The following is a 25,737-nucleotide window of genomic DNA, read 5'->3' as shown; positions in this document are numbered from 1 at the left end:
TATCCAGAGCGGGAAACGCCCCGGGGCATCAGCCCGGGGCGCTTCGATTAACGTTCGCTGACTTGCTCGGCACCCTCCCTGGGCGCTTTCCAGCCAAGCAGCTGTTGCTTGAAGCCATAACTGGCCGTTTGGTAATAGGTGATGGCGCGGCTGATCAGCGGGTCGTCGCTGCCGGCCCTGGACTCGCGACTTTCGGTCAGCGCATCGTCATGCCGGCGCAGGCCCTGGCGCGGGCTGAGGATCGCCAGATCCTTCCCATCGAACAGTCCCAGATGTTGATAGTTGCCGACCACGACTCGCGGTGGCAGCGGGTTGTCCTGCAGCAGGTTGCGACCGAAGAACGTCGATCGGTAATCCAGGTTCAGCAAGCCCAGCAGGGTCGGCGCGAGGTCGATCTGGCTGGCCAGTTGTGCGCTTTCCCGTGGTTCGATCAGCTTCGGTGCATAGATGAACAGCGGGATCTGGTAGTTGCTGATCGGCAAGTCTTCCTTGCCCGCGCTGCCGGCGGTGTGATCGGCGACAAAGATGAAGATCGTATTGTCGAACCACGGTTTCTGCCGCGCCTGTTCCAGGAACTGGCCGATGGCGTAGTCGGTGTATTTCACCGCGCCATCGCGACCGTTGCCGGACTTGATGTCGATCCGGTTGTCCGGATAGGTATAAGGACGGTGGTTGGACGTGGTCATCAACTGCAACAGGAAGGGTTGCTGCCTGGCGTAATCGGCATCGGCCAGTTTCAAGGTCTGTTTGTACAGATCCTCGTCGGCCATGCCCCAGGCATTCTTGAAGTGAATTTCCGATTCATCGACGCTGCTCTGATCGACCACGCGGTAGCCGTTGCCGCTGAAGAACGCGTTCATGTTGTCGAAATAACCGCGTCCGCCGTAGACGAACACGCTGTCGTAGCCGACGGCGCTGAGTTGCTGGCCGAGGCTGGCGAAGCCGCTTTCGCGGCCGATGCGCTTGACGATCGACCGGCCCGGCGTCGGCGGAATGGCCAAGGTGATGGCTTCCAGGCCGCGATCGGTGCGGGTGCCGGTGGCGTAGAAATTGTTGAAGTACAGACTCTGCTTGCGCAAGGCATCCAGATTCGGTGTCAGGTTGCGCTCATCGCCATTGCTGCCCAGATACTTGGCACTGAGGCTTTCGATGGTGACCAGTATGATGTTCGGTTTACGCACGGTGCCAGGATTGTCGATCACTCGGCGGATGTCCTGTGGATCCTGGCCGATGAAGCGCGCGTTGGGTTCGCTCAATTCAGCACGTATCTGGCCGGCGACTTTTTCCGGCGACAGACTGCTGTAGAACTGGCCATAGTCCAGTTCGTTGTTACGGAACGCGGCGAAGAACTGATACGGGCCATTGCTCGCCAGTTCATTCTGATAGGCATTGCCGCCCTGAGCGCGCGGCGAGTCCTGACTGAGCAGTTGCAGGCTCAGTCCCGCGACGACCAACAGGCCGAGGGCATTGAACAGGCGACCGCGCAGTGGCGGCAGCGGGGCGTCCAGCGCCGCGTTGAAAGGTTTGCGCAACGCGAAACTCAGCGCCACGGCGAGCAGCGCAAGGATGCTCAGCAACATGCCGATGGGATACGACTCCAGCACGTTGTTCAGGACTTCATCGGAATACACCAGATAGTCGACGGCGATGAAGTTGAAGCGCACGCCGAACTCGTCCCAGAACAGCCATTCGGCCACTGAGGTGAACAGCATGGCGAACAGACTGATGGTCAGCAGTCCCTGAAGGAACCAGCGATGACCGCGCCGACGCCACAGGGCCGGCGGACACAGCAACAGGTACAGCCCCATCGGCAGCGCGGCATAGGCGAGGAAGCCCAAGTCATACAACAAACCAATGCCGAACATGGAAAGTGCTACGCCGCCGGCCTCATCCAGGTGAGTCAGCAACAACACGGTTCGGGTCAGGAGAAACACCACCAGCCAGGCGCCGGTGACCAGCAGCAGAAAGCGCAGGGGCGCCGTCTTGAAGAAGTCCATTGTCTACATTCCTTATATCTAATGGCGCGAGAGTTTCACGGGGTCACTGTAGTCAGGTTGTGAACCGATAGTGAAAAACTTGTTAACGAATGAATTTGGTTGAAAGACTGGATTTGTGCTGCTTGCCGCCCTAGCCGTGAGTCGGCGATGGCCGTAAGCTGCGCGGGCCAAGACGGCCGCTACCGTGTACGGAGGAGGTGCCCATGCGAATTCTATTGGTCGAAGACAACCGCGATATCCTGGCCAATCTGGCCGATTACCTGGGGCTCAAAGGCTACACCGTCGATTGCGCCCAGGACGGTCTGTCGGGCCTGCATCTGGCCGCCACCGAGCATTACGACCTGATCGTGCTCGACATCATGCTGCCGGGCATCGACGGCTACACCCTGTGCAAGCGCCTGCGCGAAGACGCCCGTCGCGATACGCCGGTGATCATGCTCACCGCGCGCGACCAGCTCGATGACCGCTTGCAGGGCTTCAAGTCCGGGGCCGACGATTATCTGGTCAAGCCGTTCGCGCTGTCGGAACTGGCGGCGCGGGTCGAAGCGGTGATGCGCCGCACTCAGGGCGGCGGTCGTCGTGCCCTGCAGGTCGGCGATCTGAGCTACGACCTTGATACCCTTGAAGTGACCCGCGAAGGCAAATTGCTCAAGCTCAACCCGGTCGGCCTGAAACTGCTGGCGGTGCTGATGCAAAAGAGCCCGCATGTCCTGCGTCGGGAAATTCTCGAAGAAGCGCTGTGGGGCGATGACTGCCCGGACAGCGACAGCCTGCGCAGTCATGTCCACCAGTTGCGTCAGGTGATCGACAAACCGTTCGCCAAACCGTTGCTGCACACTGTGCATGGCGTGGGCTATCGCTTGGCCGAGGGCCGCGATGGAGTTTAAGCAAAGTCTTGCCCAGCGGATCATCATCGCCTTTGCGTTGATGAGTGCACTGGTGGCCGGGGCGTTTGCCATGGGCATCGTCGCGACCGTGCATCTGGTCGAGGAAAAACTGATTTCCGCCGGGCTGGGCGGCGACCTGCAACGTCTGCTGCTGATGGACAACGTCTCGGACTGGAGCCACCGGCCGGAACCGGATCAACTCTTCTACTTCAGCGGCGGGCCGGGCGACTTCGAGCTGCCCAAGGACCTGCGACACCTGGATTCGGGTTTCCATGAAGTCTTTCGCGAGCAGCTTTCGTACCACGCGATGGTCGAGGTGGTCGACGGTCGCCGCTATGTGCTGCTGCAGGATCAAAGCGATTTCGAAGAGCGCGAGCGCGTTCTGTTTGCCGTGGTGCTGGTGGGCTTTGTGCTCAGTCTGGCGCTGGCGGTGTTCCTTGGCTGGGTGCTGGCGCGCAAGGTGATGGCCCCGGTGGTGCGGCTGGCCCGCCAGGTACGTCATCGCGATCAGTTGCTCGGACTGGCGCCTCCGCTGGCGCCGGATTATGCGGCAGACGAGGTGGGCGAGCTGGCAGTGGCGTTCGACGCCACTCTTGGACGCTTGCGTCAGGCACTGACGCGGGAGCGCTTGTTTACCAGCGACGTCAGTCACGAATTGCGTACGCCGTTGATGGTGCTGGCCAGCTCTTGTGAGCTGCTGCTGGAAAATCCGGGCATCGATCAGCGCGGCAAGGCTCAGGTTCAGCGCATTGCGCGGGCCAGTGAAGAGATGCGTGAGCTGGTACAGACTTTCCTGATGCTCGCTCGCGCCCAACGTGAAGACGCCGGCGCGGCGCCCCAGCAAAGCCTCTCGCAAGTGGCTGACAGTTTGCTGTGCCTGTGGCGAGAGCCCATCGAATCCAAGGGCTTGCAGCTGATTTTCGAACCGGGTAATCCGCCCGACACCCGTTACAACGCAACGCTGCTCAATGCCGTGATGGGCAACTTGCTGCGCAACGCCTTGCATTACACCGAGCAGGGGTTCATTCGCTTGACCCTCAATGCCAACGGTTTCGTTGTCGAGGATTCGGGCGTCGGCATTCCCGAGGAAAAGCGCGAGGCGATGTTCCAGCCGTTTGTCCGCGGCAACGAAAAGCGCGGAGAAGGGCTGGGATTGGGTCTGTCACTGGTTCAACGCATCTGCGAGAACCAGGGCTGGAGCGTCACGTTGAGCACGATGGAGCCCAATGGCTGCCGTTTCGAGGTGGATCTGGGCAAGCGTTGAGGGCGTTGCATCTGACACGAGAGTGCCTCCAACCTGTCTAAATCCTGTATAACCTTGAAATAGTTTGCCGATTTACATGACGTTTTTTTCACAAAGGGATGACCTGACACTGACACGCCGCTGCTTAAGGTGGCGCTATCAGTAATTCAGGAGTTCTGGTGATGGCCGGCCCGATCAAGCTCGATTTTTCCGAAAAATACGACGACAACCATGCGCAGAAATATTTGCGCAAGCATCAGGACGGTCTGGGGCGTCGTTTGTCCAACTGGCGGGATCAGCAGTTGGCCCGCAAGGCGTTGACCCTTGTCGGCGAGCCGGGGCTGGTTCTGGACCTGCCGTGCGGTGCAGGACGTTTCTGGCCATTGCTGGCGGAAAAACCCAACCGGGTGATCATTGGGGCGGACAACTCCGAGTCGATGATCAAGACCGCCATGCAGGCGCAACCGGCGGATGTGGTGAAACGGGTACAACCCTTGCACACCTCTGCGTTCGACATTGCCTTGCCTGATAACGCCGTCGACAGCATTTTCTGCATGCGACTGCTGCATCACATCGGTGAAGCCGAGCACCGCCGGGCGATTCTGCGCGAGTTCGAGCGCGTCACCCGCGACAGCGTGATCATTTCGCTCTGGGTCGATGGCAATTTCAAGGCCTGGAAACGCAAGCGCGCCGAGCGCAAGCGTGGGCAGGAGGGTTACCAGAACCGGTTTGTGTTACCGGCCGCAACAGTTGAAAAGGAATTCGAAGACGCGGGATTCCGCATCCAGGAACAACTGGACTTCATTCCGCTCTATGCCATGTGGCGAGTTTACGTATTACGCAAGAGGTAAGAGGATGGCAGTGCAATTTGCAGCAGAAACGGAAGCCGCTCCCCAGGACCGCTTCGACTACTACTGGAACCAGCGCGGTGAATGGGTGGAAGAACCCAACGTGCGTCGTGGTGGCGAAAGTGGTGTGCAACGGGTGGTGGGACGCGATGGTCAACTGCTGTATGCCAAACGCCAGACAGGACATATTTATCGCAGCTGGCTGCATCCGTTCGGGCGACCGACCGTGTTGCGTGAACTGGATGCGCTGACCGGGGTTTCCCGTCTCGGGGTCCGGGTGCCAGAAATCGTCTTTTGCGGTGCTCAACCCGATCCTCAGCACAAGTGGCGGGCGCTGTTGGTGACCAAATCCCTCGATGGCTTTCAGGAGCTTGAGCAATGGGTGGCCGCCGGCGGTCGTGAGCAATATGGTGAAGCCGTCTATGAACGCGTGCTCAAGGACCTCGCAGAAAACCTGGCCCGCATGCACAAAGGTCGCTGGCAGCACAGCTGCATCTACATCAAGCACGTCTTCGTCAGCGTGACCGGCGAAGGTGAGTCGGCCAAGGTCGAAGTCGCTCTGATCGATCTGGAAAAATGCCGTCAGCGTCTGACCGCTCATCGCGCCGCCGCCCATGACATGAAGCAATTGCGCCGCCACTCGTCGTTCAGCGCTACCGACTGGAAAAAACTCGTCTACTTTTATGAGACGGCGTTTGGCAGCGCTATCAAAGGTTTATAGCGATGAAACTAGAAATTGCACGAGGTTTGTTTCTGGTAGGAGCCTTGGCAGTTGCATCATTGGCGGTGGCGGCCTGGGAACAGCCACGCATGCAGGTCATTGGCGCATCAGCCAGCGACCCGCATTGCCCAATGCCACGGGTGGCAAAAGCCGCCGTGGCGACTCAGCCGGACCATGATCTGTTGCTGTTCATGTTCGGACTTTCTCAAGGGATGAGGCCGCAGAGTTGAATCGTTCGACAAGAGCCAAAGGCCTCGCCAATGCGAGGCCTTTTTTATTGCGTCATGGCTCGTGTTACTGCGTCATGCCTTGGGATCGGGTTTCGCCAGCACGGTATAAACGCACGGCAGGACAAACAGCGTAAACAGTGTCCCGATCGACATCCCCGTGGCAATCACCGTCCCGATGTCGAAGCGGCTGACCGCACCGGCGCCGGTAGCCACGATCAACGGCACCATGCCGAACACCATCGCCGCCGTGGTCATCAACACCGGGCGCAGACGAATCGCCGCCGCTTCCTCCACCGCCTCCCGAGGCGTGAGGCCCTTCTCCTTGCGCAACTGGTTGGCGAACTCGACGATCAGGATCCCGTGTTTGCTGATCAGCCCGATCAGTGTCACCAGCCCGACCTGGGTGTAGATGTTCATGCTCGACCAGCCGAGGAACAGCGGAATCAGCGCCCCGCAGATCGACAGCGGCACGGTCACCAGAATCACCAATGGATCGCGGAAGCTTTCGAACTGCGCCGCCAGCACCAGGAAAATGATCGCCAGGGCCAGGGCGAAAGTCACCCACAGCGCGCTGCCCTCCTGGACGTACTGCCGGGAAGCGCCGCCGTAATCGAAGGCAAAGCCGGCCGGGGCTTCTTCCCGGGCGATCTGCAACACGCTGTCGATGGCTTCCCCCATGCTCACCAGCGGGAACCCGGACAGCTTGGCCGCGTTGAGTTGCTGGAACTGGTTGAGCTGTCGCGGTCGTGCGCGGTCGGTCACGGTGATCAGGGTCGACAGCGGCAGCAGTTCGCCCTGGGTGTTTTTCACGTAGTAATTGTTCAGCCAGTCCGGGTTATCGCGGTAGGCCCGTTCGACCTGGGCGATGACCTTGTAGCTGCGGCCTTCGATGGTGAACCGGTTGATTTCCGCCTCGCCCAGCAAAGTCGCCAGCGTACCGCCCAGATCCTGCATCGATACGCCCATCTGCGCCGCCTTGGCGCGGTCGATGTCGACCACCACTTCGGGTTTGTCGAAGGCCAGGTCAAGGTCGACGAAGGCGAACTTGCCCGACTCCATGGCGCGCTTCTTGATCCGGTCGGCCACTTGCAGCAACAGCTCGTAGTCGTTGGCGGTGTTGATCACGAATTCGAACGGCAGGCCTTCACCGGTGCCAGGCAGGGATGGCAGGTTGAAACCGAAAATCTGCAGGCCCGGAATGCCCTCGAGTCTGCCCTGCACCTCGGGGAGGATTTCCATTTGCGTGCGGCTGCGCTCGTTCCACGGCTTGAGCAGGAAACCGCCGATGCCGCTCTGGACGCCGTTGTAGCCGTTGATCTGGAACGATGAGTAGTACTCCGGGAACTCCTTGAAGATCTTGATGAACTCGTCGGTGTAGGTGTTCAGGTAATCGAGGTTGGTCGGTTGCGGCGCGTTGGCCATCATGAAGATGATGCCCTGATCCTCGTCCGGTGCCAGTTCCGACTTGGTGAACTTGAGCAGCACCGGAATCAGGCACAACACGATCACCGCAAACACCAGCACCACCGGCCGGGTATTGAGCGTGCCGTGCAGCATGGTTTGATAACGCCGCTTGAGACTGTCGAAAATCCGGTCGAGGCGGTGGGCCAGGCCCGTGGGGTTTTCGTCATGGCGCAGCAGCATGGCGCACATCATCGGCGACAGGGTCAGGGCGACGACGCCGGAGATCACCACCGCCCCGGCCAGGGTCAACGCAAACTCCTTGAACAGCGCCCCGGTCAGCCCGGTCAGGAAGCCGATCGGTGCGTACACCGCTGCCAGGGTGATGGTCATAGACACCACCGGCATGGCGATTTCCCGGGCGCCTTCGAGCGCGGCCTCCAGCGGTGTCTTGCCTTCCTCGATGTGCCGGTGGATGTTTTCCACCACCACAATCGCGTCGTCCACCACCAGCCCGATGGCCAGCACCATCGCCAACAGCGTCAGCAGGTTGATCGAGTAGCCCATCATCTGCATGAAGAACATCACGCCGATCATCGACAGCGGAATGGTCACCACCGGAATCACTACCGAACGCAGGGCACCGAGGAACAGGAACACCACCACGATCACGATCAGCACCGCCTCGAACAGGGTTTTCACCACTTCGTCGATGGAGGCCTGGATGAACAGCGTGGCGTCGTAGGCGATTTCGCTCTTGAGGTTGGGCGGCAGCTGGGCTTCCAGCTCCGGCATGATCTTGCGTACTTCCTTGATAACGTCCAGCGGGTTGGCACCGGGTGTGGCCTTGATCCCGATGTACACCGAGGGCGTACCGCCGAACGAACTGATCGAGTTGTAGTTTTCCGCGCCCATCTCGACCCGCGCCACATCGCTGAGCAGCACCCGGCTGTCACCGCTCACCTTGAGCGGGATCTTGCCGAAGGCTTCGGCGGACTTCAGTTCGGTGTTGGCGTTGATGCTGGTGACCACGTACTCACCTTTCACCTCACCGGCGGCGGAGAGGAAGTTGTACTGGCGCACCGCGTTGGTCACGTCACTGGCGCTGAGGCCGAACCCGGCGAGTTTCACCGGATCGATCCACAGGCGCATGGCGAACACCTGGTTGCCGAGAATCTCTGCCTCGGCCATACCCGGCAGGGTTGCCAGCTTCGGCTGTATCACTCGCGACAGGTAGTCGGTGATCTGCGGGTTGTTCAGCTCCTTGCTGAAGAAGCTGATGTACATCAGCGCCGAGGCATCGGCGGCTTCTTTGCTCAGTACCGGGTCTTCGGCATCCTGAGGCAGTTTGTTCTTCACCTCGTTGGCCTTGGCCAGCAGTTCGGTGAACAGGCGGTCGCTGTTGGAGCCGATGCGCGCGTAGATCGAAATCACCGAGAAGTTCTGGCGACTGACCGAGGTCATGTAGTCGATGCCCTCGGCGCTGGCCAGGCTTTGCTGCATCGGCTGGGTGATGTAGCCCTGAATGGTTTCGGCGTTGGCCCCGGGGTACGCGGTGGTCACCGTGATCAGGGCGTTTTCCATTTGCGGGTATTGGCGCAGCGGCAGCTTGCTCCAGGCCTGGAAGCCCAACAGCACAATCAGCAGGCTGACCACGGTGGCGAGCACCGGGCGGCGGATGAACGGATCGGTAAAAGCCATGGGGTTTCCTTGATCAGTCGGCGCGGGGCGGACTGTTCTGCTCGCCGAGGGTCTTGTCGTCGCTGATGGCAATGTGGGCGCCGTTGTCCAGTTTGATCTGGCCGGCCGTCACCACCTGTTCGCCGCTCTGCACGCCCTTGTTGATCATCACCTGGCCATCGCGGCGTTCGCCGGTCTCGACGAACCGACGCTCGGCGATCAGCACCGGTTGGCCCTTGTCGTCTTTCTCGACGGTGCCGTCTTCGGCTTTCTTCTGGGTGACCACGTACGTCGAGTTGCCGTAGAGGGTGTAGGTGATCGCGCTTTCCGGGACCACGATGTGTTTCTGCGGATCCGGCAGCAGCACTTCGACGCTGGTGAACATCCCCGGCAGCAACTTGCCGTCGGGGTTGGCCAGGGTGGCGCGAACCAGAATGTTGCGGGTGGTGCTCTCGACGATCGGGTTGATCGCGCTGATGGCACCGGTGAAGTTCTGGCCGGGATACGCCGCGACCGTAATCTGTACCGGTTGCCCGATGGCCAGTTTCGGCACCGACTGTTCGGGTACGTAGAAGTCGGCGTATAGGCTGCTCAGATCTTGCAGGGTGGCGATCTTGGTGCCGCTGGCGAGGTAGTCGCCGATGTCGACGAGGCGGATGCCGATGGTGCCGCTGAAGGGCGCGACGATGCGTTTTTTGGCCAGCGCCGCATTGAGTTGATTGACCGTGGCCTTGTTCTTTTGCAGCTGCGCCGAGAGCCGGTCGAATTCGCCTTTGGAGATGGCGCTGCTGCCGACCAGTTGGCTGCCGCGACCGTAATCCAGCTGCGCGAGGCCGAGATCGGCCTTGGCGGTTTCGAGGAAGGCGGCTTCGACGGCGCTGTCCAGTTGCAGCAAGGGTTGGCCGGCCTTGACCTTCTGCCCCGATTCGAATTTCAGCTCGGTGACGGTGCCGGCGTTCTCCAGACTCAGGTCGACGCCTTGCAGCGCTTTCAGCGTGCCGACGGTGGGCAGGCGCATCTGCCACGGGCGCTCGACGGCGGTGGCCACGGCGACGCTGATCGGCGGCTTCGGTTTGGAAAAGCCCTGGATCATCGTATAGATCGAAAAGGCCTTGTAACCGGCGAGAAGCAGAACGATCAGCAGTACAACACCCAACATGATCAGCATGCGGCGACGCAGCATATTTCCAGTTCCTTGGAGAAAATCAGGCGAGACAGGCGGGCACATTACCCTGAGTCCGGCAGGGATTCCAACTGCCAGTTTTTACAGGGTATGAAAGGAGGCGATACAAAAAAGCGGGACCGCCGACCGAGCGGTCGACGGCGAATTTCAGGCCATCAGATGAAGATGGTTGTCCCAGAGCCCTGCGGGCAAATCCAGCGGTTTGGCCAGCAGTTCATCCTGGCGGCAATCGTAGTAACGGCAGCGTCCCTGACCGGAGGTCACGACAAAACCGTCCTGCACTGCACCGACCCCGGCGCAGTCAGGCAACGGGGCGTCGAGGCGCACTTCGCCGCTGTCCAGGTCCCAGATGAAGAAGCGGTTGCCGCGCGGTGCGGTCAGTGCCACCAGACGCAGGTCGCTGTGCACGGCGACGCTGGCGGTGTAATGACCCATCGACTGCAACTGATGCTCCGGCACCGGGAACGCCACGAACGGCTGGCCGGGACGTTTGATCGCCAGCAGCTCCGAGCGCTCGTGGGAAGGCCCCATGAATTGCTGGCCGGCGACGATGGTGCCGTCGCTGGCGATCCCCAGGTGGCGCACGCTGTTCATCTGCTGGGCGAGGGTTTCCTTGCTCAGCAGGGTGCCGTCGCGCTGCATCAGCACCAGGCTTGGTTCCATGGCGTCGAGGTTCATGTCGACCCGGCTTTCGGCCTCGGTGCGGATCCCGCCATTGGCCACCACCAGGGTTTCACCGTCGGGCATCCACGACACCTGATGCGGGCCGAGACCGTGGGTGGAAATCTCGCCGCTGTGCACCAGCCGTTCGCCTTCGAACTTGTACACCCCGAGCAGGCCACGGCCCGGATCGGTGGTGTCGTTTTCGGTGGCATACAGGTAATCGCCGCTGTGGTGGATCACCGCATGTCCGTAGAAATGCCGGTTCGGCTGCGAGGTCACGGTTTGCAGCAATGCACCGTTGCGCAGGTCGATCAGGTAGCTCTCGGTGCCCGGCCGGCGAGCGACGAACAGCGCGATCGGCAGCGTCGGGTGATTAATGATGTCGTGGCAGCGCTGGCCGACTTCAGTGGCGAACACCCGGGTGCCGTCCAGCCGGTAACCGACGGCGTAGTGCTTGCCGTCGGTGTCGTCCCGCGCCGACAGCAGCAGCGGGCTTTGGTCCTTGCGTTTGAACAGCGTCCAGCCGCCCAGTGTCACTGCTCCCAGCAGCAAACTACCTAAAGTCAGAGCCTGGCGTCGCAGCATGGCACGTGCCCTCATCAGTCACCGTCGTTGGCGTTGAAGCCCAGTTGGATGCCCAGCGCCTTGGCCAGTTCGCCTTCATGCAGGCGATGGACGACGTTGAGGCTGTCGTAAATGTCGTTGAGTTGCTGGCGACCAGCGTCATCGTTGAGCATTTCGGTCAGCGAGCGCTGGGTGCTGTCGAACAGTTTGAGCGAGGCCGCGTAGGCGGCATCGATCTTGTCCGCCAGCGGCTTTTGCTCAGCCGGCAGCAGGCCACGCAGGCCTTTGTTGTCGACGCCTTCCCAGACAGTTTTCGCCGCCGCGAGGCTGGCTTCCAGCGCCTCCATGGACGACTGGCTACGCCATGCGTCGGCCTGGAACGGTTGAGGTACGCCCTTGCTCTGACGGCCCATCGGCGTGCCGAGTTTTTTCTTCAGGGTGTCGAGAGCGGTGACCTGTACCCGCAGCAGATCGGCGATCGCTTCGTGGGAGTCGGCGTAGCGCTGGTTCGGGAATTTGCTCATCTGCGCGAGCATGCCGTCGGTGTTGTTCCAACTGCTGAGGATCTCTTCGGCCAGTTGTTTCTGACGCTCGCCGATGGCCACCAGCAGTGGGCAGTATTTGGCTTTCTGCGCGTCGTTGGCGACGTCAGGCTTGGCGTCGAACAGGATGTACTCGTAGGCGGACAGGCCCTGAACCACGACGCTGGATTTGGCCAGGGCGGCGGCGTCGATCTGCGGCTGCGCGGTGACCAGTTGCTCGACCTGACGGCCGACCAGGTTTTTCTTGTCCGGCCAGAACTGCACCTGCCACGAACGGTTGCCCTCGGCCAGCGGGCCAATCAGCAACGGTTGCAACTCGGCCCAGGCTTTCTGCGCATGCAGGAAGTCAGCACGGGCGGTGTCCAGCGACTCTTTGCCCTGGCAGTAGGCGAGGGCACTGACGGCCAGTTGCCTGTCGGCTTCGACCCAGCGGGTGTAGGTCGGCAGGATCACCGATTTGGCGATGGCCGCCGAGGTGACGGCTTGCGGATCCTGCGGCGAGCACGCGCCGAGGGCCAGTGCGGCAAGGCTGGTGAACAACAGCTTGGGACGGAACATGTCGGGCTCCCGATTCGTTCAAGTGTTTAAAGTGAGTTCAAGAACGCCAGCAGCGCGGCACGCTGCTCGGCGTTGAAAGACAAAACCTGTTGCTGCGCCGCCTTCGCTTCGCCGCCGTGCCAGAGCACGGCTTCGAGCAGATTGCGGGCGCGGCCGTCATGCAGAAACTGGGTATGGCCGCTGACCGTCTGCGTCAGGCCGATGCCCCACAGCGGCGGGGTGCGCCAGTCGCGGCCGGAAGCCTGAAATTCAGTGCGGTTGTCCGCCAGGCCTTCGCCCATGTCATGGAGCAGCAGATCGCTGTACGGGCGAATCACTTGATTGGCCAGTTCAGGTTCGGCGGCATTGGCGGCGGTGGTGTATTTTGGGGTGTGACAGGACTGGCAGCCCGCCTGGAAAAACAGATTCTTGCCGGCCAGCACTTGCGCATCGTTGACCCCACGGCGGGCGGGAACGGCAAGGTTGCGGCTGTAGAACAGCACCAGGCGCAGGATGTTGTCGCTGACTTCAGGTTCGCCGTCCGGGCCGCTGCCGTTCGGCGCCTGTTTACAGGCGGTTTGCGCGTCGGTGCAGTCATCAAACGGTCTCAGGCTGGTGGTCAGGCCCATATCACCCGAAAACGCGTGTACATTTTGTTGATTGAGGTTCGGTTGGCCGGCTTTCCAGCCAAATCGCCCCATCACGGTCTTTTGCTGTGCGTCATCCCAGACCCGGTTTGGCCGGCCGTTGATGCCGTTGTTCTCTTTGGCCTGTGCGGCGGCGTTGGCGAGGATCGCTTCTTCGGGAATCGCTTCGAGCAGGCCCAGGCCGATCATCGGCGGCGCAACGCGGGCCGAGAAACGTGTGTCCGGGTGCATCGGGCCGTAGCCGAGCTGGGTGATCTGCAAGACTGGTTTGCGCAGCTCGACCTCGGTGCCGTCCTTGAAGCGGACCGGCACCGGCGTGTAATCGACCCGCACCTTGCCTTCCGGCGCGACGCCGGGAACGGCCATGTCCTGGAACTGGCCGCCGTACACCGGCTCGGGAACCACACCGACCTGCTCGATCAATTTGGCGTACTGCGGCGCATCGGGAATCGACAGACGCACCAGCATCGACACCGCGTTGGCCGCATCCGGCGTCGGCGGATGACCGCGACCGTCCTTGATGTGGCAGTTCTGGCAGGCGTTGGTGTTGAACAGCGGGCCGAGGCCATCGCGTGCCGTGGTGGTCGAAGGCGCGATCACCCACGGGCTGCGAAAAAAGCTGTTGCCGACGCTGAAGTCCACCCGGCGCGAGGGCGGCAGATTGGCCGACGGCAGGGAAAATGCGTTCTGATCGCTCTTGCGCACGGTCGCCGCGCCGCCGGAACGGGCCTCACCCGGCTCGGCCTTGGTGAAACGCGGGGCGTCATCGCAGGCACTCAGGCCCAGGGCCAGAAACAGTGCGGACAAGCGAAGAGGCAGCGAGGGCATCAGACTTCCTGCAAGAGGGGCGAATTTAAAGGCGCAAAGTCTAACAGGGCGAGGGAGATTGAATAAGAGGAATTATCGTTTGCTTGATGCAGGGCAGGGGTTTCACAAACTTTGATCGTTCCCACGCTCTGCGTGGGAACGCCTCAACGGACGCTCTGCGTTCGGCTTTTGATTTGGGACGCAGAGCGTCCCGGGCTGCGTTCCCACGCAGAGCGTGGGAACGATCAGCGAAAAAAGGCGACCCGAAGGTCGCCTTTTTTTAACGCGGACGCTGTGATCAGAACTCGTGATCGGCGTTGTCCGGGTTCAGGTCGCTGATGCCGAGCTTGCCGGCTGCGGCTTCGATCGAACCGGTCTGCTTGACCAGCGAAGCGATGGCATCGCGCACGATCTGGTTACCAGCCGTGTTGCCGGCTGCGATCAACTGGTCGTAGTGCTCACCCTTGTTGGCGTGATCGACCATGACCTGGATCTTGGCTTCCGTGGCGGCCAGATCGGCTTTCAGCGCGGTGTCGGCAGCCGGATCGACCTTGGCCACCAGCGACGACAGACTGGCGCCGGTCAGTTTGGTGCCGTCGACGCGGGTGTACTCGCCCAGGTAAACGTTACGAATGCCCTTGGCATCGTAGAAGTGCGAGTTGTGGGTGTTGTCGCTGAAGCAATCCTGTTCGTCTTCCGGGGAGTTCGCTTCCAGGGACACCTTCATGCGCTCGCCGGCCAGTTCGCCCAGGGACAGGCTGCCCATGCCGAACAGCATTTTGCGCAGGCCGCTTTCAGCCGGTTCGGCTTCCAGGGTGGCGCGGTAGTTGTCAGCCACGTTCGGCTTCCAGTTGGCGACCATTTCTTCCAGATCGCTGACCAGCAGCTGGGTCACGGCTTTCAGGTAGGCACGACGACGATCGTTGTGACCGCCAGTGGCGCCTTTGCCTTCCAGATAGTCCGAAGCCGGACGGTTGCCGGCGCCCGGGCCGGTGCCGTTCAGATCCTGGCCCCAGAGCAGGAATTCGATGGCGTGGTAGCCGGTGGCAACGTTGGCTTCGGAACCGCCCAGCTCGTTCAGGCTGGCGAGTTTTTCCGGGGTGATGTCCTTGACGTCGACCTTGTCTTCGCCGACCTGTACTTCGGTGTTGGCGATGATGTTGGCGGTGGCGCCTGGATTGCCCAGTGCGTGTTCGTAGGACTTGTCGACGTAGTCGATCAGGCCTTCGTCCAGAGGCCAGGCGTTCACCTGACCTTCCCAGTCGTCGATGATGGTGTTGCCGAAGCGGAACACTTCGCTCTGCAGGTAAGGAACGCGGGCGGCGACCCAGGCAGCCCTGGCGGCTTTCAGGGTGTCGGCGTCCGGCTTGGCGAGGAACGCGTCGATGGCGGTTTGCAGGGTTTTCGCGGTGGATTCGGCATCGCTGTAAACGGCGAAGACCATGTCGGCGTAGTGCGCGACAACGGCTTTGCCGGCGGCCTCGTCGACTTTACCGGCTGCAGCTGGCGCAGCCGGTGCAGCGGTGCTGGCAGCCGGGGTCGGCGCAGGAGCGGCGGCCTTGTCTTTGTCTTTACCTTCGCCGCAACCGGCGAGGGAAATAGCGATGGCCAGCAGACTGGCGGTAGCCAGAGGCATACGAATCATGGCGAACATCCTGCTTCGGTAATTGAGTGGACAGGCGCGGGGGTGCGCAAAAGCTGCGACATAATGCAAATCTTTCGCATTATGTGTAAAGGGTTGTAGCTGGAAATATTTCTTATTTGCGCGGGGTTTGCGCTGGATCAACCGCGAGGTTCATGCCCGGCAGACCGCGGGTGGTATCGGGCATGGCAGGCCGGTTTCAGAGGATGGCAGCGTTGCTGCGCTGGGCCTGCTTGAGGTAAATGCTCAACTCGCGTGCCGGCAGCGGTTTGCTGTAGTGGTAGCCCTGACCTTCGTGGCAGCCTTCGGAAATGATGTAGGTTTCCTGTTCGGCGGTTTCCACGCCTTCGGCGATCACCTGCATGCCCAGGCTTTTGCCCAGTTGAATGATGGCGCGAACGATGGTCGCGTCATCGTCGTCATCCAGCAGATCCTGGACGAAGCTCTTGTCGATCTTGATCTTGTCCAGCGGCAGGCTCTTGAGATAACTCAGCGACGAATAGCCGGTGCCGAAGTCGTCGATAGCGATCAAGGCGCCGGAGCGGCGCAGGCTCAGCAGGTGCTGGGCGGCGGTGCTGATGTCTTCCATCAGGCCGGTTTCGGTGACTTCCAGCTCCAGGCTGCGCGGTGGCAGGCGGTACATCTGCAACAGGTTGTTGACCACGCGGGGCAGCTCGGCGTGGTGCAGTTGCACGGTGGACAGGTTGACCGCCATGCGCAGGTCGACAAAACCCTGATCGTGCCAGTCGCGCAGTTGCTTGCAGGCCTGATCCAGCACCCATTCGCCGATGGCGATGATGGTGCCGTTCTGCTCGGCCAGGGGTATGAACAGGTCTGGCGGCACCAGACCGTGTTCCGGATGCTGCCAGCGGATCAGGGCTTCGACCCCGACCACGCGATGATCGCGGTAGCTGATCTGCGGCTGATAGACGAGGTAGAACTGATCGCGCAACAGCGCATCGCGCAGGTCTTTTTCCAGTTCGCGACGGCGGCGCATCTCGCTGTCGACGCTGGCGATGTAGAACTGATAGCGGTTGCGTGAGCGGGTCTTGGCCAGGGTCATGGTCTGCTCGGCTTTCTGCAACAGCTTCTCGGTGCTGTCGCCGTCCTCCGGGAACAGGGTGATGCCGATGGTCGCGCGCAGGCGAATCTCTTGATGATCAAGGGCGAACGGCGCTTCCAGGTCATCAAGGATACTTTGCGCCAGTTCCGCCGCTTCGTAGGGTTGCTCGATATCGGCCTGCACCAGGGCAAACTGGTCGCCGCCGAGACGGGCGAGGGCGCCGAGGCGACCGCTGTGGGCGCGTAGCCGGTCAGCCAGGGCGAGCAATAACTGGTCGCCGGTCTGGTAGCTGAATTGTTCGTTGATGCCTTTGAAATCATCCAGACCTACGCAAAGCACGGCGACCCTGCGTTGCAGCTTGCCGGCATCCACCAGAATCTTGTCCAGTTGCTGCTGCAATTGCTGACGGTTCGGCAGGCCGGTGAGGAAATCGTACTGGGCCATGCGCAGCAGGCTGTTTTCCGCTTCGTGGCGCAGGTGGGTATTGCGTTCGATGGATTCGAGCAACTGGTTGGCGGTGTTGATCCAGATCCCCAGTTCGTTTTTCTCGTGGCCCTTGAGTTGCGGAATCTTGTGTTCGCTGGGGCGGTCCGGGTTGATCTCGGTGAGGTGTTCGATGATCCGCGACAGCGGTTTGGTCAGCAGCCAGTGATAGACCAGATACAGGACCAGGCCCATGGCCAGGGCGCGCAACACGCCGGAAATGAAGATGATCACCGAACTGACGATGAAGCCCTGACCGTAGGTAGCCGTGTCGAGGGTGATGCTCAGATCGCCGTAATACTCGCTGTAGGGCCCGCGTCCCACCAGTTGGGTGGTGAACGTGCGCTCCTGGCCGAGGATCAGGTCGGTCAGCCAGCGGCTGTTGGATTGCTGCAGCTCACGGGATTTTTGCGCGAGCATGGCTTCGTTGGGATGACCGATGGAGGCCTGGCGCACGGCGTCATCCTGGAACAGGCCTTCGATCACCTGCATGCCCATCTCCCGATCCAGGCTGTAGACGGCCTGGGTGGAGGGATCGCGGAACATGTCGAGGATGCGTTCGGCATCACCGGCGACGGCCTGGCGTGTTTTATAGGCATCGAACACGATCTGCGCGCAGCTCAAGACCACGCCGACGATCAATGCCGACAGGAGCACGACCCGGAGCAACTTCACCGACAAGCTGTTCTTGAGTTCCAGCTTCAAAGGGTTATTCCTTGTTCCGTGCGGGTAGCGTCAAGTTGCCATGAGTATTGGCAATCCCGTGTTGGCAGTCAAAGGGACAATCGAGCCGCAGAATAATTGTCCGTGGCCTTGGCCGAAATGCTGCTGTCTGGAGTCTTTGCCCTGGTTGTACTGTGTCGGTAGTTTCGGTCTCCAACTTGAGGGGTGTCGGACATTTTTTCCTTTTTTTGATGTTAGTCCGCCGTGGCTTGGGAGCAAGGGGAGAAGGGCGGTATCAGATGTGGGAAAAGGCCCTGTTTGCGATGCAACGCACCCACGATGATTTTCGCAGGTATAAAAAAACCCGGCAAAGCCGGGTTTTTGTCTGGCGTGCAGCTTAAGCGGTGAAGGTCTTGCCTTCGAACTGCTCGGCCACGAACTTCCAGTTGACCAGGTTCCAGAACGCCTCGACGTACTTCGGACGCAGGTTACGGTAGTCGATGTAGTAAGCGTGTTCCCAGACGTCGCAGGTCAGCAGCGGGGTGTCACCGCTGGTCAGCGGGTTGCCGGCGCCGATGGTGCTGGCCAGCGCCAGGGAACCGTCAGCCTTTTTCACCAGCCAGCCCCAGCCGGAACCGAAGGTGCCGATCGAGGTTTTGCTGAACTCTTCCTTGAACTTGTCGAACGAACCGAAAGCCGCGTTGATGGCTTCAGCCAGTGCGCCGGTTGGTTGACCGCCGGCGTTTGGCGCCAGGCAGTTCCAGTAGAAGGTGTGGTTCCAGACCTGAGCGGCGTTGTTGAAGATGCCGCCCGAGGAAGTCTTGACGATTTCTTCCAGGGTCTTGCCTTCGAACTCGGTGCCTGGCACCAGGTTGTTCAGGTTCACGACATAGGTGTTGTGGTGCTTGTCGTGGTGGAATTCCAGGGTTTCCTTGGAAATGTGCGGCTGCAGGGCATCGTGTGCGTAAGGCAGCGGCGGCAATTCGAAAGCCATGATGATTCTCCTAATCAGGTCTGTTGCGGTGAGCGCAAGGCCGATCACGGGCGGCCAGAAATGCACCGGCGAGTTTTTACTCTTTGCGGCGCAGGGTTCGGATCATAGCACCGGGGGTGCGGCTTAACCACGCAACAACTGTGTGGGATAGAGGTTCCAGAGCTGTTTGGAATAAATCATGAAGCCAATATCAATTGCCCCGCCACCGTGAACATCATCACCGCCACCAACAGATCCAGAATCCGCCAGGTACTCGGCCGTGCCAGCCACGGCGCGAGCCATGCCGCGCCGAACGCCAGGGTGAAGAACCACAGCAGCGAAGCACTCGCCGCGCCGACCACATAAGCGCCGGGCACCGACTGCTGCGCACCGAGGGAGCCGATCAGCAAAACGGTGTCGAGATAGACGTGCGGGTTGAGCAGGGTCACCGCCAGAGCGCTGAACATCACCGCCCGCAGCGAACGTACGGTCTGTTTTTCACCCTGTTGCAGGCTCTGTTTCGAACAGGCCCGGCGCAGCGCCTGGCTGCCGTACCAGATCAGGAACACCGCGCCGCCCCAGCGGGCAACCGCCAGCAAGGTCGGGTTCTGCGCCAGCACCGTGGCCAGACCGAACACCCCGGCCGCCACCAGCAGCGCATCGCAGGCGACGCACAGCGCCGCGACCGGCAGGTGATGTTCACGCCGCAGGCTCTGGGCCAGGACAAAAGCGTTCTGCGTACCGATCGCCATGATCAGCCCGAACGCCACCAGCAAACCGTTGGTATAGCTTTGCCACATGACGGTTACTCCGCGTTGGCTGCGAGGTCGCGCAGCACTTGCATGGCGCGTTCGGCGTCGGCCTGACCGACGAACAAATGGTCGTGGTAGTAGCCGGCAATCACGTTGCAGCTGATCCCGGCCTTGCCCAATGCGGTGGCGAACGCGGCGGTCAGGCCGACGGCTTCCAGCGCCGAATGCACGTTCAATGTGATCCACGCTGCGACGTAGTCGAAGCTGAAACTGGCGCGCTCGGCGTGGGAACGTTCCAGAATCACCGTCAGGCCTTCCTGTTCACGGAAACTGCCTACGACTTCCAGGCCGCTCGGCAACTCGCCGTCGGACAAGGTGCAGAACACGTATTCGCCGGCATTGAGCTGCGGGCTCATGCTGCGCAACAGGGTGGTCAACGAGGTTTCGCCAGCCATGGGGGTGGTCCTTGATAAAGAGTGCTTGCTGGCTATTCTCCCGGTTGACGCGGTATAAGAAAAACCAATAGTGCTGATCGCTCATTAGGAAAACTGATGTTTGACTACAAATTGCTTTCCGCTCTGGCCGCCGTGGTCGAGCAGGCCGGATTCGAACGGGCGGCGCAGGTGCTGGGCCTTTCGCAATCGGCGATTTCCCAGCGGATCAAACTGCTGGAAGCGCGGGTCGGCCAGCCGGTGCTGGTGCGTGGCACGCCGCCGTCGCCTACCGAAATTGGCCGGCGCCTGCTCAACCATGTGCAGCAGGTGCGCCTGCTTGAACGGGATTTGCAGACGCTGGTGCCGGCGCTGGACGAAGAAGGCCTGCCGGAGCGCCTGCGTATCGCCCTGAATGCCGACAGTCTCGCCACCTGGTGGGCCGAGGCGGTGGGCGACTTCTGCGCCGAACAACATCTATTGCTCGATCTGATCGTCGAGGACCAGACCGTCGGCCTCAAACGCATGCGCGCCGGTGAAGTGGCCGCTTGCCTGTGCGCCAGTGAGCGGCCGGTGGCGGGGGCACGCAGCGTGTTGCTCGGGGCGATGCGCTATCGAGCGCTGGCCAGCCCCGCATTCATCGAGCGGCATTTTCCCGACGGCGTGCGGGCCGAACAATTACCGCGCACCCCGGCGCTGGTGTTCGGCCCTGACGATTTTCTCCAGCATCGATACCTCGCGTCCCTCGGCGTCGATGGCGGTTTCGAACATCACCTGTGCCCGTCGTCCGAAGGTTTCCTCCGCCTGACCGAAGCCGGGCTCGGCTGGGGCCTGGTGCCGGAATTACAGGTCCGCGAGCAACTGGAGCGCGGCGTGCTGCGCGAACTGTTGCCAGATAAACCGATCGACGTGCCCTTGTACTGGCATCATTGGCGCAATGGCGGTCAGTTGCTCGGGCTGTTGACCGAGCAATTGGTGCGCTCGTCGGCGCAATGGCTGGTGGCCTGAAAGCAGCTACGAGCGTCAAGCTGCAAGCGCCTAGTAAAGCGCTTGCGTACTGTTTTTACCTTGCAGCTCGAAGCTCGAAGCTTGCAGCTGGTTTTGTTGGAGCTCTACATGAAAATTCTGGTCACCGGCGCAAGCGGCTTCATCGGCGGACGCTTTGCGCGTTTCGCCCTGGAGCAGGGCCTGGACGTGCGGGTCAACGGTCGCCGGGCCGAGGGTGTCGAGCATCTGGTGCGTCGCGGTGCCGAGTTCGTTCAAGGCGATCTGAGCGATCCGGATCTGGTGCGGGAATTGTGCAATGACGTCGAAGCCGTGGTGCATTGCGCCGGCGCGGTCGGCCTTTGGGGCCGCTATCAGGACTTCCATCAGGGCAATGTGCAGGTCACCGAAAACGTGGTCGAAGCCTGCCTGAAGCAACGGGTCCGGCGGCTGGTGCATCTGTCGTCGCCCTCGATCTACTTTGACGGTCGCGACCATCTCGGCCTGACCGAAGAGCAAGTGCCCAAGCGCTTCAAGCATCACTACGCCGCGACCAAATACCTGGCCGAGCAAAAGGTCTTCGGCGCCCAGGAATTCGGCCTCGAAACCCTCGCCCTGCGACCGCGTTTCGTCACCGGCGCCGGTGACATGAGCATCTTCCCGCGCTTGCTGAACATGCAGCGCAAGGGCCGTCTGGCAATCATCGGCAACGGTCTGAACAAAGTCGATTTCACCAGCGTGCACAACCTCAACGAAGCGTTGCTCAGCAGCCTGCTGGCCGACGCTTCCGCGCTGGGCAAGGCCTACAACATCAGCAACGGCGCCCCGGTGCCGCTGTGGGATGTGGTCAATTACGTGATGCGCAAGATGGAAGTCCCCCAGGTCACCAAGTACCGTTCCTACGGGCTGGCCTACAGCGTGGCAGCGCTCAACGAAGGTGTGTGCAAGCTCTGGCCCGGGCGTCCCGAGCCGACCCTGTCGCGCCTGGGCATGCAGGTGATGAACAAAAATTTCACCCTCGACATCAGTCGCGCCCGGCATTATCTGGACTACGATCCGAAAGTCAGTCTGTGGACGGCCCTCGATGAGTTCTGTGGCTGGTGGAAGGCTCAGGACATTCGTTGATACGAATCTGCCGGCCGGCACTGAACCGCGTCACGGCTTGAGGGTCAACCCCAGCGGCCGCGGGGTTTATACTTCGCGCCAATCTGCCATCACCGCGTTTCACAAAGGTTGCCTCAATGTCCATGCGTAACGATGCCCACGACGATTTCGACGATGTACCGAGCCTGCGCGCCGATACCCTCGATGACGACGATTTTCCGGTCACCGCCCGCACCACCGTGCATTCGCGCACGCCGCCGGTGGTCAAGGTCAAGGCCGCCAGCACCGGGCCGTTGTGGGCACTGGTCGGCGCATTGTTCTTCGCCTTCATCGGTCTGGCCTGGTGGAGCTTCCAGCAGATTTCGCTGATGGAGCAGCAACTGGTGGCGACCCAGGAAAGTTTCGCGCGCATCAGTGAGGAAGCGGCGGGGCGCCTGCAGGACATTTCCGGCAAGGTCGTGGCCAGCCAGACCAACGTCACCACCGACAGCGAAGCCCTGAAGCTGCAGATCAAACAGCTGCAAAGTGCGCTTCAGGATCAGAGCAAACAGCAGCAGGGCGTGGCCGGGCAGGCGACGGACCTGGACAAGCGCCTGGCGCAGATGACCGCCCAGACCACTGAACAGCAGAACGCCAACACTCAGTTGCAGGCTCAGGTCAAAGCCCTGAGCGCCGAGCTGGCAACGCTGAAAAGCACCCCGGCCGACACCAGCAAGCTCGATGCCCAGCTCAAGAGCTTCGATGCACAGGTGAAGGGTTTCGATGCGCAGTTCAAAAGTCTCGGTGCCGACATCACGGCTCTGAAAAAACAGGGTGGCTCAAACGCCGCCATCGACCGTCTGGAGCAGGAAATCGTCATCCTCAAGAGCGAGCAGGACAACCGTCCGGCTGCTGCGCAGGGTGGCACCAACACTGCCGAGTTCGACGCGTTCCGCGCGCAGATTACCCGCAACATCAACACCCTGCAGGCGCAGATACAGAACCTGCAACAGCAACTCAACGCCCGTCCGTAAGCCTCTTGTGTGGCGAGGGNCTCGCCACAGCAACATTCAGAAGCTTTCTGAATATCCATACATGCCTTCAGGCCGTCTACGCTCTTGAAACACCAACAAGAACGAGGGATGCGTCATGGGGTTTGTGCACAAGCTGGCCTGGCTCGGCGCGGTGCTGCTGTTGAGTTTCGGTCAGGCCAATGCGGCCACCACGGAAAAAGACGACAGCAAGGCCGCCATCGCCTTGCTGGAAAAGGCTCTGGCCTATTACCACGACAACGGCGACAAGGCGTTTGCGGCGTTCAGCCGTCAGGGCGAATTCGTCGACAAGGATCGCTATGTGTTCGTGGTCGATACCAAGGGCGTGATGCTCGCCAGCGGTGGGCCGTCATCGGCGTTGATCGGGCGCGACGTCAGCGAAGTGCTCGGGCCGGACTTGCAGAAGTCCTTCAAGGACGCCTTGAAAGTGCCGGAAGGCAACGGCATCCAGCAGGCCGAATACCGCTGGCAGAACTGGTCCGACGGCAAGGTCGAGCGCAAGCACGTTTACTATCAACGCATCGGTCAGCGGATTCTGGCGGTGGGTTATTACCTGCCGCGCGCGTCGGCGGAGCAGGCGAAAGCGTTGCTCGACAAGGCTGCTACCGATTTGACCAAGGATGAGAAGGGCACGCTGTCCGCGATTAACTCGCTCAAGGGCGGTTACCTGCAGGACGACCTGTATGTGTTCGTGGTCAATCTCGACAACCACCGCTACGTCGCCCATGGCACCAACCTGCGGCTGATCAACACCGATTTCGCCAAGGTCGACGATCCCGAAGGCAAACCGGTGGGCGAACCGATTCTGGCGCTGATCGGCAAACAGGATGAGGGCGAGTACGAGTACCGCTGGAAAAACCCGGTGACCGGCAAGGTCGAGAACAAGCATGCTTACCTGAAGAAGGTCGGGAACATGCTGGTGGCGGTCGGTTATTACAGTGCTTGATTGCTGAAAGCTCCCACGCGGCGCGTGGGAGCGATTGGCATCAATCAGCGGGCGCCGTGCTCACGGCCCCGCAGCAACCGGTTCGGCATCGCAATCGCCGCCGCCAGCCCGAGCAGCGAGACCGCCGCGCTGACCATCAGCAAATGCCGGAACGTCACCAGCAATTCGGCACGCAAGGCGTTCTGCGCATCGCCGGGTGCCGCGTTCAGGCCGTCGAGCAGCACGTTGCCGGAATGCCCTTCGCTCATCAGCGAGCTGCCGGCCAGGTGGGCGAAACTGGAGTCCTGCAACAACGCCAGCAACAGCGCCGACATCAACGCCACGCCCACCGCGCCGCCCAGAGAGCGGAACAGGTTGGTGGTACTGGTGGCGACGCCAATGTCCTTTTGCTCCACCGAGTTCTGCGTACCGACCAGCGAAGTTGGGAACTGCATGCCGCCGGCGATCCCGCTGAGCAGCATGAACAGGCTGCTGAGCAGCGTGGCATCGGGCGGGCTGAAGGCCATGCCGAGGATCGAGATCGGCATCAGCAGCGCGCCGGTCAGAATCTGCGGTTTGTAGCGACCGGTGATCGAGGTGCGGCGTCCGGCGAAATACGCGCCGATCGGCAATCCCATCGCCAGCGGCAGCAAGTGCAACGCAGCGCTGTCCGCCCCTGCGCCGGTCACGCTCTGGAAGCGTAGCGGCATCAGAACGATCAGGGAAATCGCCTGGAAGCTGCAAAAGAAAATCGTGCACCAGCACAGCAGAGCGCTGCGGTTGGTGAACAGGTGCATCGGCAGCAACGGCTCCCGGGCGCGCCGCTCATGCCAGACGAACACCGCCAAAACCGCCACCGCGCAAGCGAACAGCCCGAGCACTTCGCTGCTGCGCCACGCGTAACCCTGGCCGACCTGAGTGATCGCCAACAACAGCGCCGTCAGACCGATGATCATCAGCAGCGTGCCGAGGTAGTCGATGATTGGTTTGCGCTGGGGAATCGGCAGGCCGATCAGGTTGCGTCGCGCCACCCAGTAAGCGCCAAGGCCCAACGGCAGGTTGATCAGGAACACCCAGCGCCATGACAGGTACTCGGTCATGTAACCGCCGAGCACCGGGCCGGCGACGCTGGCCACCGCGTACATGCTGCTGAAATAACCCTGATAACGCCCGCGTTCGCGAGGCGGCACGATGTCGCCGATGATCGCCTGGCTCACCGAAATCATCCCGCCGGCACCGATGCCCTGGAAGATCCGCGCCAGCACCAGTTGCTCCATGCTCTGGGCCATGCCGCAGAACAGCGAGGCGAGGGTGAACAGGCCCATGCCGAACAGCATCAGTTTGCGCCGCCCGTACAGATCGCCGAGCTTGCCGTAGATCGGCACCGCCACGGTCATCGCCACCATGTAGCCGGAAATCACCCAGGCCAGCAGGCTGACGTCCTTGAACTGGGCGGAGATGGCCGGCATGGAAACGGCGACGATGGTCTGGTCGAGCGCGCCGAGAAAGATCGCCATCATCAGCGCGACCAGTACGCTGCGAATGGCCGGTTTGGGCGTTTCGGGATGGTTGAGATTGGTCACGGGCAAAACCTGCGGGCAGTGAGGGTCCCGCAGATCGCCAGGCGAGCGGGGATGCTCGCCAGTGTAACAGGGTGTGTCATCCATTATTTCCCGCGCCGCGTTGCCACCTGAAAGCGGGCCAGGCAAGGCGCAGCCCGAAGGTAAGGGTTGTTT

21 protein-coding genes are annotated in these 25,737 nt (G+C 61.3%); 9 read left to right on the top strand and 12 right to left on the bottom strand.

What is annotated here, in order from left to right; translation table 11 throughout:
* Nucleotides 1-47: 47 nt before the first annotated feature.
* Nucleotides 48-1,997, bottom strand: coding sequence for an LTA synthase family protein (locus ACTJK7_RS06310; protein ID WP_440779860.1), 1,950 nt, complete (start codon nucleotides 1,995-1,997; stop codon nucleotides 48-50).
* A 203-nt stretch (nucleotides 1,998-2,200) separates the two neighbouring features.
* Between ACTJK7_RS06310 and colR the strand changes: the two genes are divergently transcribed.
* The 5 genes from colR (at nucleotide 2,201) to ACTJK7_RS06285 (ending at nucleotide 5,926) form a co-directional block, all read left to right on the top strand.
* Nucleotides 2,201-2,884, top strand: coding sequence for a two-component system response regulator ColR (gene colR / locus ACTJK7_RS06305; protein ID WP_007953224.1), 684 nt, complete (start codon nucleotides 2,201-2,203; stop codon nucleotides 2,882-2,884).
* Nucleotides 2,874-4,148 carry a sensor histidine kinase gene (locus ACTJK7_RS06300; protein WP_064383820.1) on the top strand — a complete coding sequence of 425 codons (1,275 nt, stop codon included), beginning with the start codon at nucleotides 2,874-2,876 and terminating at the stop codon, nucleotides 4,146-4,148. Before colR ends, ACTJK7_RS06300 begins: the two co-directional genes overlap by 11 nt.
* A gap of 161 nt (nucleotides 4,149-4,309) precedes the next feature.
* Nucleotides 4,310-4,978 (top strand): class I SAM-dependent methyltransferase, encoded by a 669-nt coding sequence (locus tag ACTJK7_RS06295; protein ID WP_064383819.1) that lies wholly within the window; start codon nucleotides 4,310-4,312, stop codon nucleotides 4,976-4,978.
* 4 nt (nucleotides 4,979-4,982) lie between these two features.
* Nucleotides 4,983-5,696, top strand: coding sequence for a lipopolysaccharide kinase InaA family protein (locus ACTJK7_RS06290; RefSeq protein ID WP_085654781.1), 714 nt, complete (start codon nucleotides 4,983-4,985; stop codon nucleotides 5,694-5,696).
* Between the two features lie 2 nt (nucleotides 5,697-5,698).
* A complete protein-coding gene (locus ACTJK7_RS06285) occupies nucleotides 5,699-5,926 on the top strand; it encodes a hypothetical protein (protein ID WP_011335717.1) in 228 nt (75 codons plus the stop codon).
* Nucleotides 5,927-5,998: 72 nt separating this feature from the next.
* Here the strand turns inward: ACTJK7_RS06285 and ACTJK7_RS06280 are convergent, their stop codons facing one another.
* From ACTJK7_RS06280 to ACTJK7_RS06235, 10 genes are all read right to left on the bottom strand, one after another.
* Nucleotides 5,999-9,028, bottom strand: coding sequence for a multidrug efflux RND transporter permease subunit (locus ACTJK7_RS06280; RefSeq protein ID WP_064383817.1), 3,030 nt, complete (start codon nucleotides 9,026-9,028; stop codon nucleotides 5,999-6,001).
* 13 nt (nucleotides 9,029-9,041) lie between these two features.
* A complete protein-coding gene (locus tag ACTJK7_RS06275; RefSeq protein WP_064383816.1) occupies nucleotides 9,042-10,190 on the bottom strand; it encodes an efflux RND transporter periplasmic adaptor subunit in 1,149 nt (382 codons plus the stop codon).
* A 147-nt stretch (nucleotides 10,191-10,337) separates the two neighbouring features.
* Entirely contained in the window at nucleotides 10,338-11,438 is a 1,101-nt protein-coding gene (locus ACTJK7_RS06270) for a DUF1513 domain-containing protein (RefSeq protein ID WP_108563129.1), read from the bottom strand.
* A gap of 14 nt (nucleotides 11,439-11,452) precedes the next feature.
* Nucleotides 11,453-12,517: an imelysin family protein gene (locus tag ACTJK7_RS06265; RefSeq protein WP_085654791.1), complete on the bottom strand. Its 1,065-nt coding sequence runs from the start codon at nucleotides 12,515-12,517 to the stop codon at nucleotides 11,453-11,455.
* A gap of 26 nt (nucleotides 12,518-12,543) precedes the next feature.
* The gene (locus ACTJK7_RS06260) at nucleotides 12,544-13,971 is read right to left on the bottom strand and encodes a di-heme oxidoreductase family protein (protein WP_085654793.1); all 1,428 of its coding nucleotides are present in this window, start codon (nucleotides 13,969-13,971) and stop codon (nucleotides 12,544-12,546) included.
* 277 nt (nucleotides 13,972-14,248) lie between these two features.
* Nucleotides 14,249-15,595 carry an imelysin family protein gene (locus tag ACTJK7_RS06255; protein WP_108563127.1) on the bottom strand — a complete coding sequence of 449 codons (1,347 nt, stop codon included), beginning with the start codon at nucleotides 15,593-15,595 and terminating at the stop codon, nucleotides 14,249-14,251.
* A gap of 196 nt (nucleotides 15,596-15,791) precedes the next feature.
* Nucleotides 15,792-17,843, bottom strand: coding sequence for a putative bifunctional diguanylate cyclase/phosphodiesterase (locus ACTJK7_RS06250; protein ID WP_064383811.1), 2,052 nt, complete (start codon nucleotides 17,841-17,843; stop codon nucleotides 15,792-15,794).
* Nucleotides 17,844-18,198: 355 nt separating this feature from the next.
* Nucleotides 18,199-18,795 (bottom strand): superoxide dismutase, encoded by a 597-nt coding sequence (locus tag ACTJK7_RS06245; RefSeq protein ID WP_003227660.1) that lies wholly within the window; start codon nucleotides 18,793-18,795, stop codon nucleotides 18,199-18,201.
* 176 nt (nucleotides 18,796-18,971) lie between these two features.
* Nucleotides 18,972-19,574 (bottom strand): LysE/ArgO family amino acid transporter, encoded by a 603-nt coding sequence (locus ACTJK7_RS06240; protein ID WP_108563126.1) that lies wholly within the window; start codon nucleotides 19,572-19,574, stop codon nucleotides 18,972-18,974.
* 5 nt (nucleotides 19,575-19,579) lie between these two features.
* On the bottom strand, nucleotides 19,580-19,981 hold the full coding sequence (locus tag ACTJK7_RS06235) for an ACT domain-containing protein (protein ID WP_440779859.1): 402 nt from the start codon (nucleotides 19,979-19,981) through the stop codon (nucleotides 19,580-19,582).
* 96 nt (nucleotides 19,982-20,077) lie between these two features.
* Between ACTJK7_RS06235 and ACTJK7_RS06230 the strand changes: the two genes are divergently transcribed.
* The 4 genes from ACTJK7_RS06230 to ACTJK7_RS06215 all read left to right on the top strand — a co-directional run bounded on the left by ACTJK7_RS06230 (nucleotide 20,078) and on the right by ACTJK7_RS06215 (nucleotide 24,022).
* Nucleotides 20,078-20,965, top strand: coding sequence for a LysR family transcriptional regulator ArgP (locus ACTJK7_RS06230; protein ID WP_103387416.1), 888 nt, complete (start codon nucleotides 20,078-20,080; stop codon nucleotides 20,963-20,965).
* A gap of 108 nt (nucleotides 20,966-21,073) precedes the next feature.
* Nucleotides 21,074-22,066, top strand: coding sequence for an NAD-dependent epimerase/dehydratase family protein (locus tag ACTJK7_RS06225; RefSeq protein ID WP_039765898.1), 993 nt, complete (start codon nucleotides 21,074-21,076; stop codon nucleotides 22,064-22,066).
* A 116-nt stretch (nucleotides 22,067-22,182) separates the two neighbouring features.
* Nucleotides 22,183-23,058: an ATPase gene (locus tag ACTJK7_RS06220; RefSeq protein WP_440779858.1), complete on the top strand. Its 876-nt coding sequence runs from the start codon at nucleotides 22,183-22,185 to the stop codon at nucleotides 23,056-23,058.
* A gap of 115 nt (nucleotides 23,059-23,173) precedes the next feature.
* Nucleotides 23,174-24,022: a cache domain-containing protein gene (locus ACTJK7_RS06215; RefSeq protein WP_163976312.1), complete on the top strand. Its 849-nt coding sequence runs from the start codon at nucleotides 23,174-23,176 to the stop codon at nucleotides 24,020-24,022.
* A 44-nt stretch (nucleotides 24,023-24,066) separates the two neighbouring features.
* Here the strand turns inward: ACTJK7_RS06215 and ACTJK7_RS06210 are convergent, their stop codons facing one another.
* A complete protein-coding gene (locus ACTJK7_RS06210; protein ID WP_039765903.1) occupies nucleotides 24,067-25,584 on the bottom strand; it encodes an MDR family MFS transporter in 1,518 nt (505 codons plus the stop codon).
* Between the last annotated feature and the right edge of the window lie 153 nt (nucleotides 25,585-25,737).

The organism is Pseudomonas sp. 22085, assembly GCF_052045815.1.
Taxonomy (GTDB): domain Bacteria; phylum Pseudomonadota; class Gammaproteobacteria; order Pseudomonadales; family Pseudomonadaceae; genus Aquipseudomonas; species Aquipseudomonas glycinae.
Note: the sequence above shows the minus strand (reverse complement) of the source record. Positions and strands in the feature narration are given on the sequence as shown.

What these genes read in the sequence shown, in the direction of transcription:
- ACTJK7_RS06310 (WP_440779860.1), bottom strand. Translation starts at nt 1,997, where the DNA reads ATGGACTTCTTCAAGACGGCGCCCCTGCGCTTTCTGCTGCTGGTCACC.
- colR (WP_007953224.1), top strand. Translation starts at nt 2,201, where the DNA reads ATGCGAATTCTATTGGTCGAAGACAACCGCGATATCCTGGCCAATCTG.
- ACTJK7_RS06300 (WP_064383820.1), top strand. Translation starts at nt 2,874, where the DNA reads ATGGAGTTTAAGCAAAGTCTTGCCCAGCGGATCATCATCGCCTTTGCG.
- ACTJK7_RS06295 (WP_064383819.1), top strand. Translation starts at nt 4,310, where the DNA reads ATGGCCGGCCCGATCAAGCTCGATTTTTCCGAAAAATACGACGACAAC.
- ACTJK7_RS06290 (WP_085654781.1), top strand. Translation starts at nt 4,983, where the DNA reads ATGGCAGTGCAATTTGCAGCAGAAACGGAAGCCGCTCCCCAGGACCGC.
- ACTJK7_RS06285 (WP_011335717.1), top strand. Translation starts at nt 5,699, where the DNA reads ATGAAACTAGAAATTGCACGAGGTTTGTTTCTGGTAGGAGCCTTGGCA.
- ACTJK7_RS06280 (WP_064383817.1), bottom strand. Translation starts at nt 9,028, where the DNA reads ATGGCTTTTACCGATCCGTTCATCCGCCGCCCGGTGCTCGCCACCGTG.
- ACTJK7_RS06275 (WP_064383816.1), bottom strand. Translation starts at nt 10,190, where the DNA reads ATGCTGCGTCGCCGCATGCTGATCATGTTGGGTGTTGTACTGCTGATC.
- ACTJK7_RS06270 (WP_108563129.1), bottom strand. Translation starts at nt 11,438, where the DNA reads ATGCTGCGACGCCAGGCTCTGACTTTAGGTAGTTTGCTGCTGGGAGCA.
- ACTJK7_RS06265 (WP_085654791.1), bottom strand. Translation starts at nt 12,517, where the DNA reads ATGTTCCGTCCCAAGCTGTTGTTCACCAGCCTTGCCGCACTGGCCCTC.
- ACTJK7_RS06260 (WP_085654793.1), bottom strand. Translation starts at nt 13,971, where the DNA reads ATGCCCTCGCTGCCTCTTCGCTTGTCCGCACTGTTTCTGGCCCTGGGC.
- ACTJK7_RS06255 (WP_108563127.1), bottom strand. Translation starts at nt 15,595, where the DNA reads ATGATTCGTATGCCTCTGGCTACCGCCAGTCTGCTGGCCATCGCTATT.
- ACTJK7_RS06245 (WP_003227660.1), bottom strand. Translation starts at nt 18,795, where the DNA reads ATGGCTTTCGAATTGCCGCCGCTGCCTTACGCACACGATGCCCTGCAG.
- ACTJK7_RS06240 (WP_108563126.1), bottom strand. Translation starts at nt 19,574, where the DNA reads ATGTGGCAAAGCTATACCAACGGTTTGCTGGTGGCGTTCGGGCTGATC.
- ACTJK7_RS06235 (WP_440779859.1), bottom strand. Translation starts at nt 19,981, where the DNA reads ATGGCTGGCGAAACCTCGTTGACCACCCTGTTGCGCAGCATGAGCCCG.
- ACTJK7_RS06230 (WP_103387416.1), top strand. Translation starts at nt 20,078, where the DNA reads ATGTTTGACTACAAATTGCTTTCCGCTCTGGCCGCCGTGGTCGAGCAG.
- ACTJK7_RS06225 (WP_039765898.1), top strand. Translation starts at nt 21,074, where the DNA reads ATGAAAATTCTGGTCACCGGCGCAAGCGGCTTCATCGGCGGACGCTTT.
- ACTJK7_RS06220 (WP_440779858.1), top strand. Translation starts at nt 22,183, where the DNA reads ATGTCCATGCGTAACGATGCCCACGACGATTTCGACGATGTACCGAGC.
- ACTJK7_RS06215 (WP_163976312.1), top strand. Translation starts at nt 23,174, where the DNA reads ATGGGGTTTGTGCACAAGCTGGCCTGGCTCGGCGCGGTGCTGCTGTTG.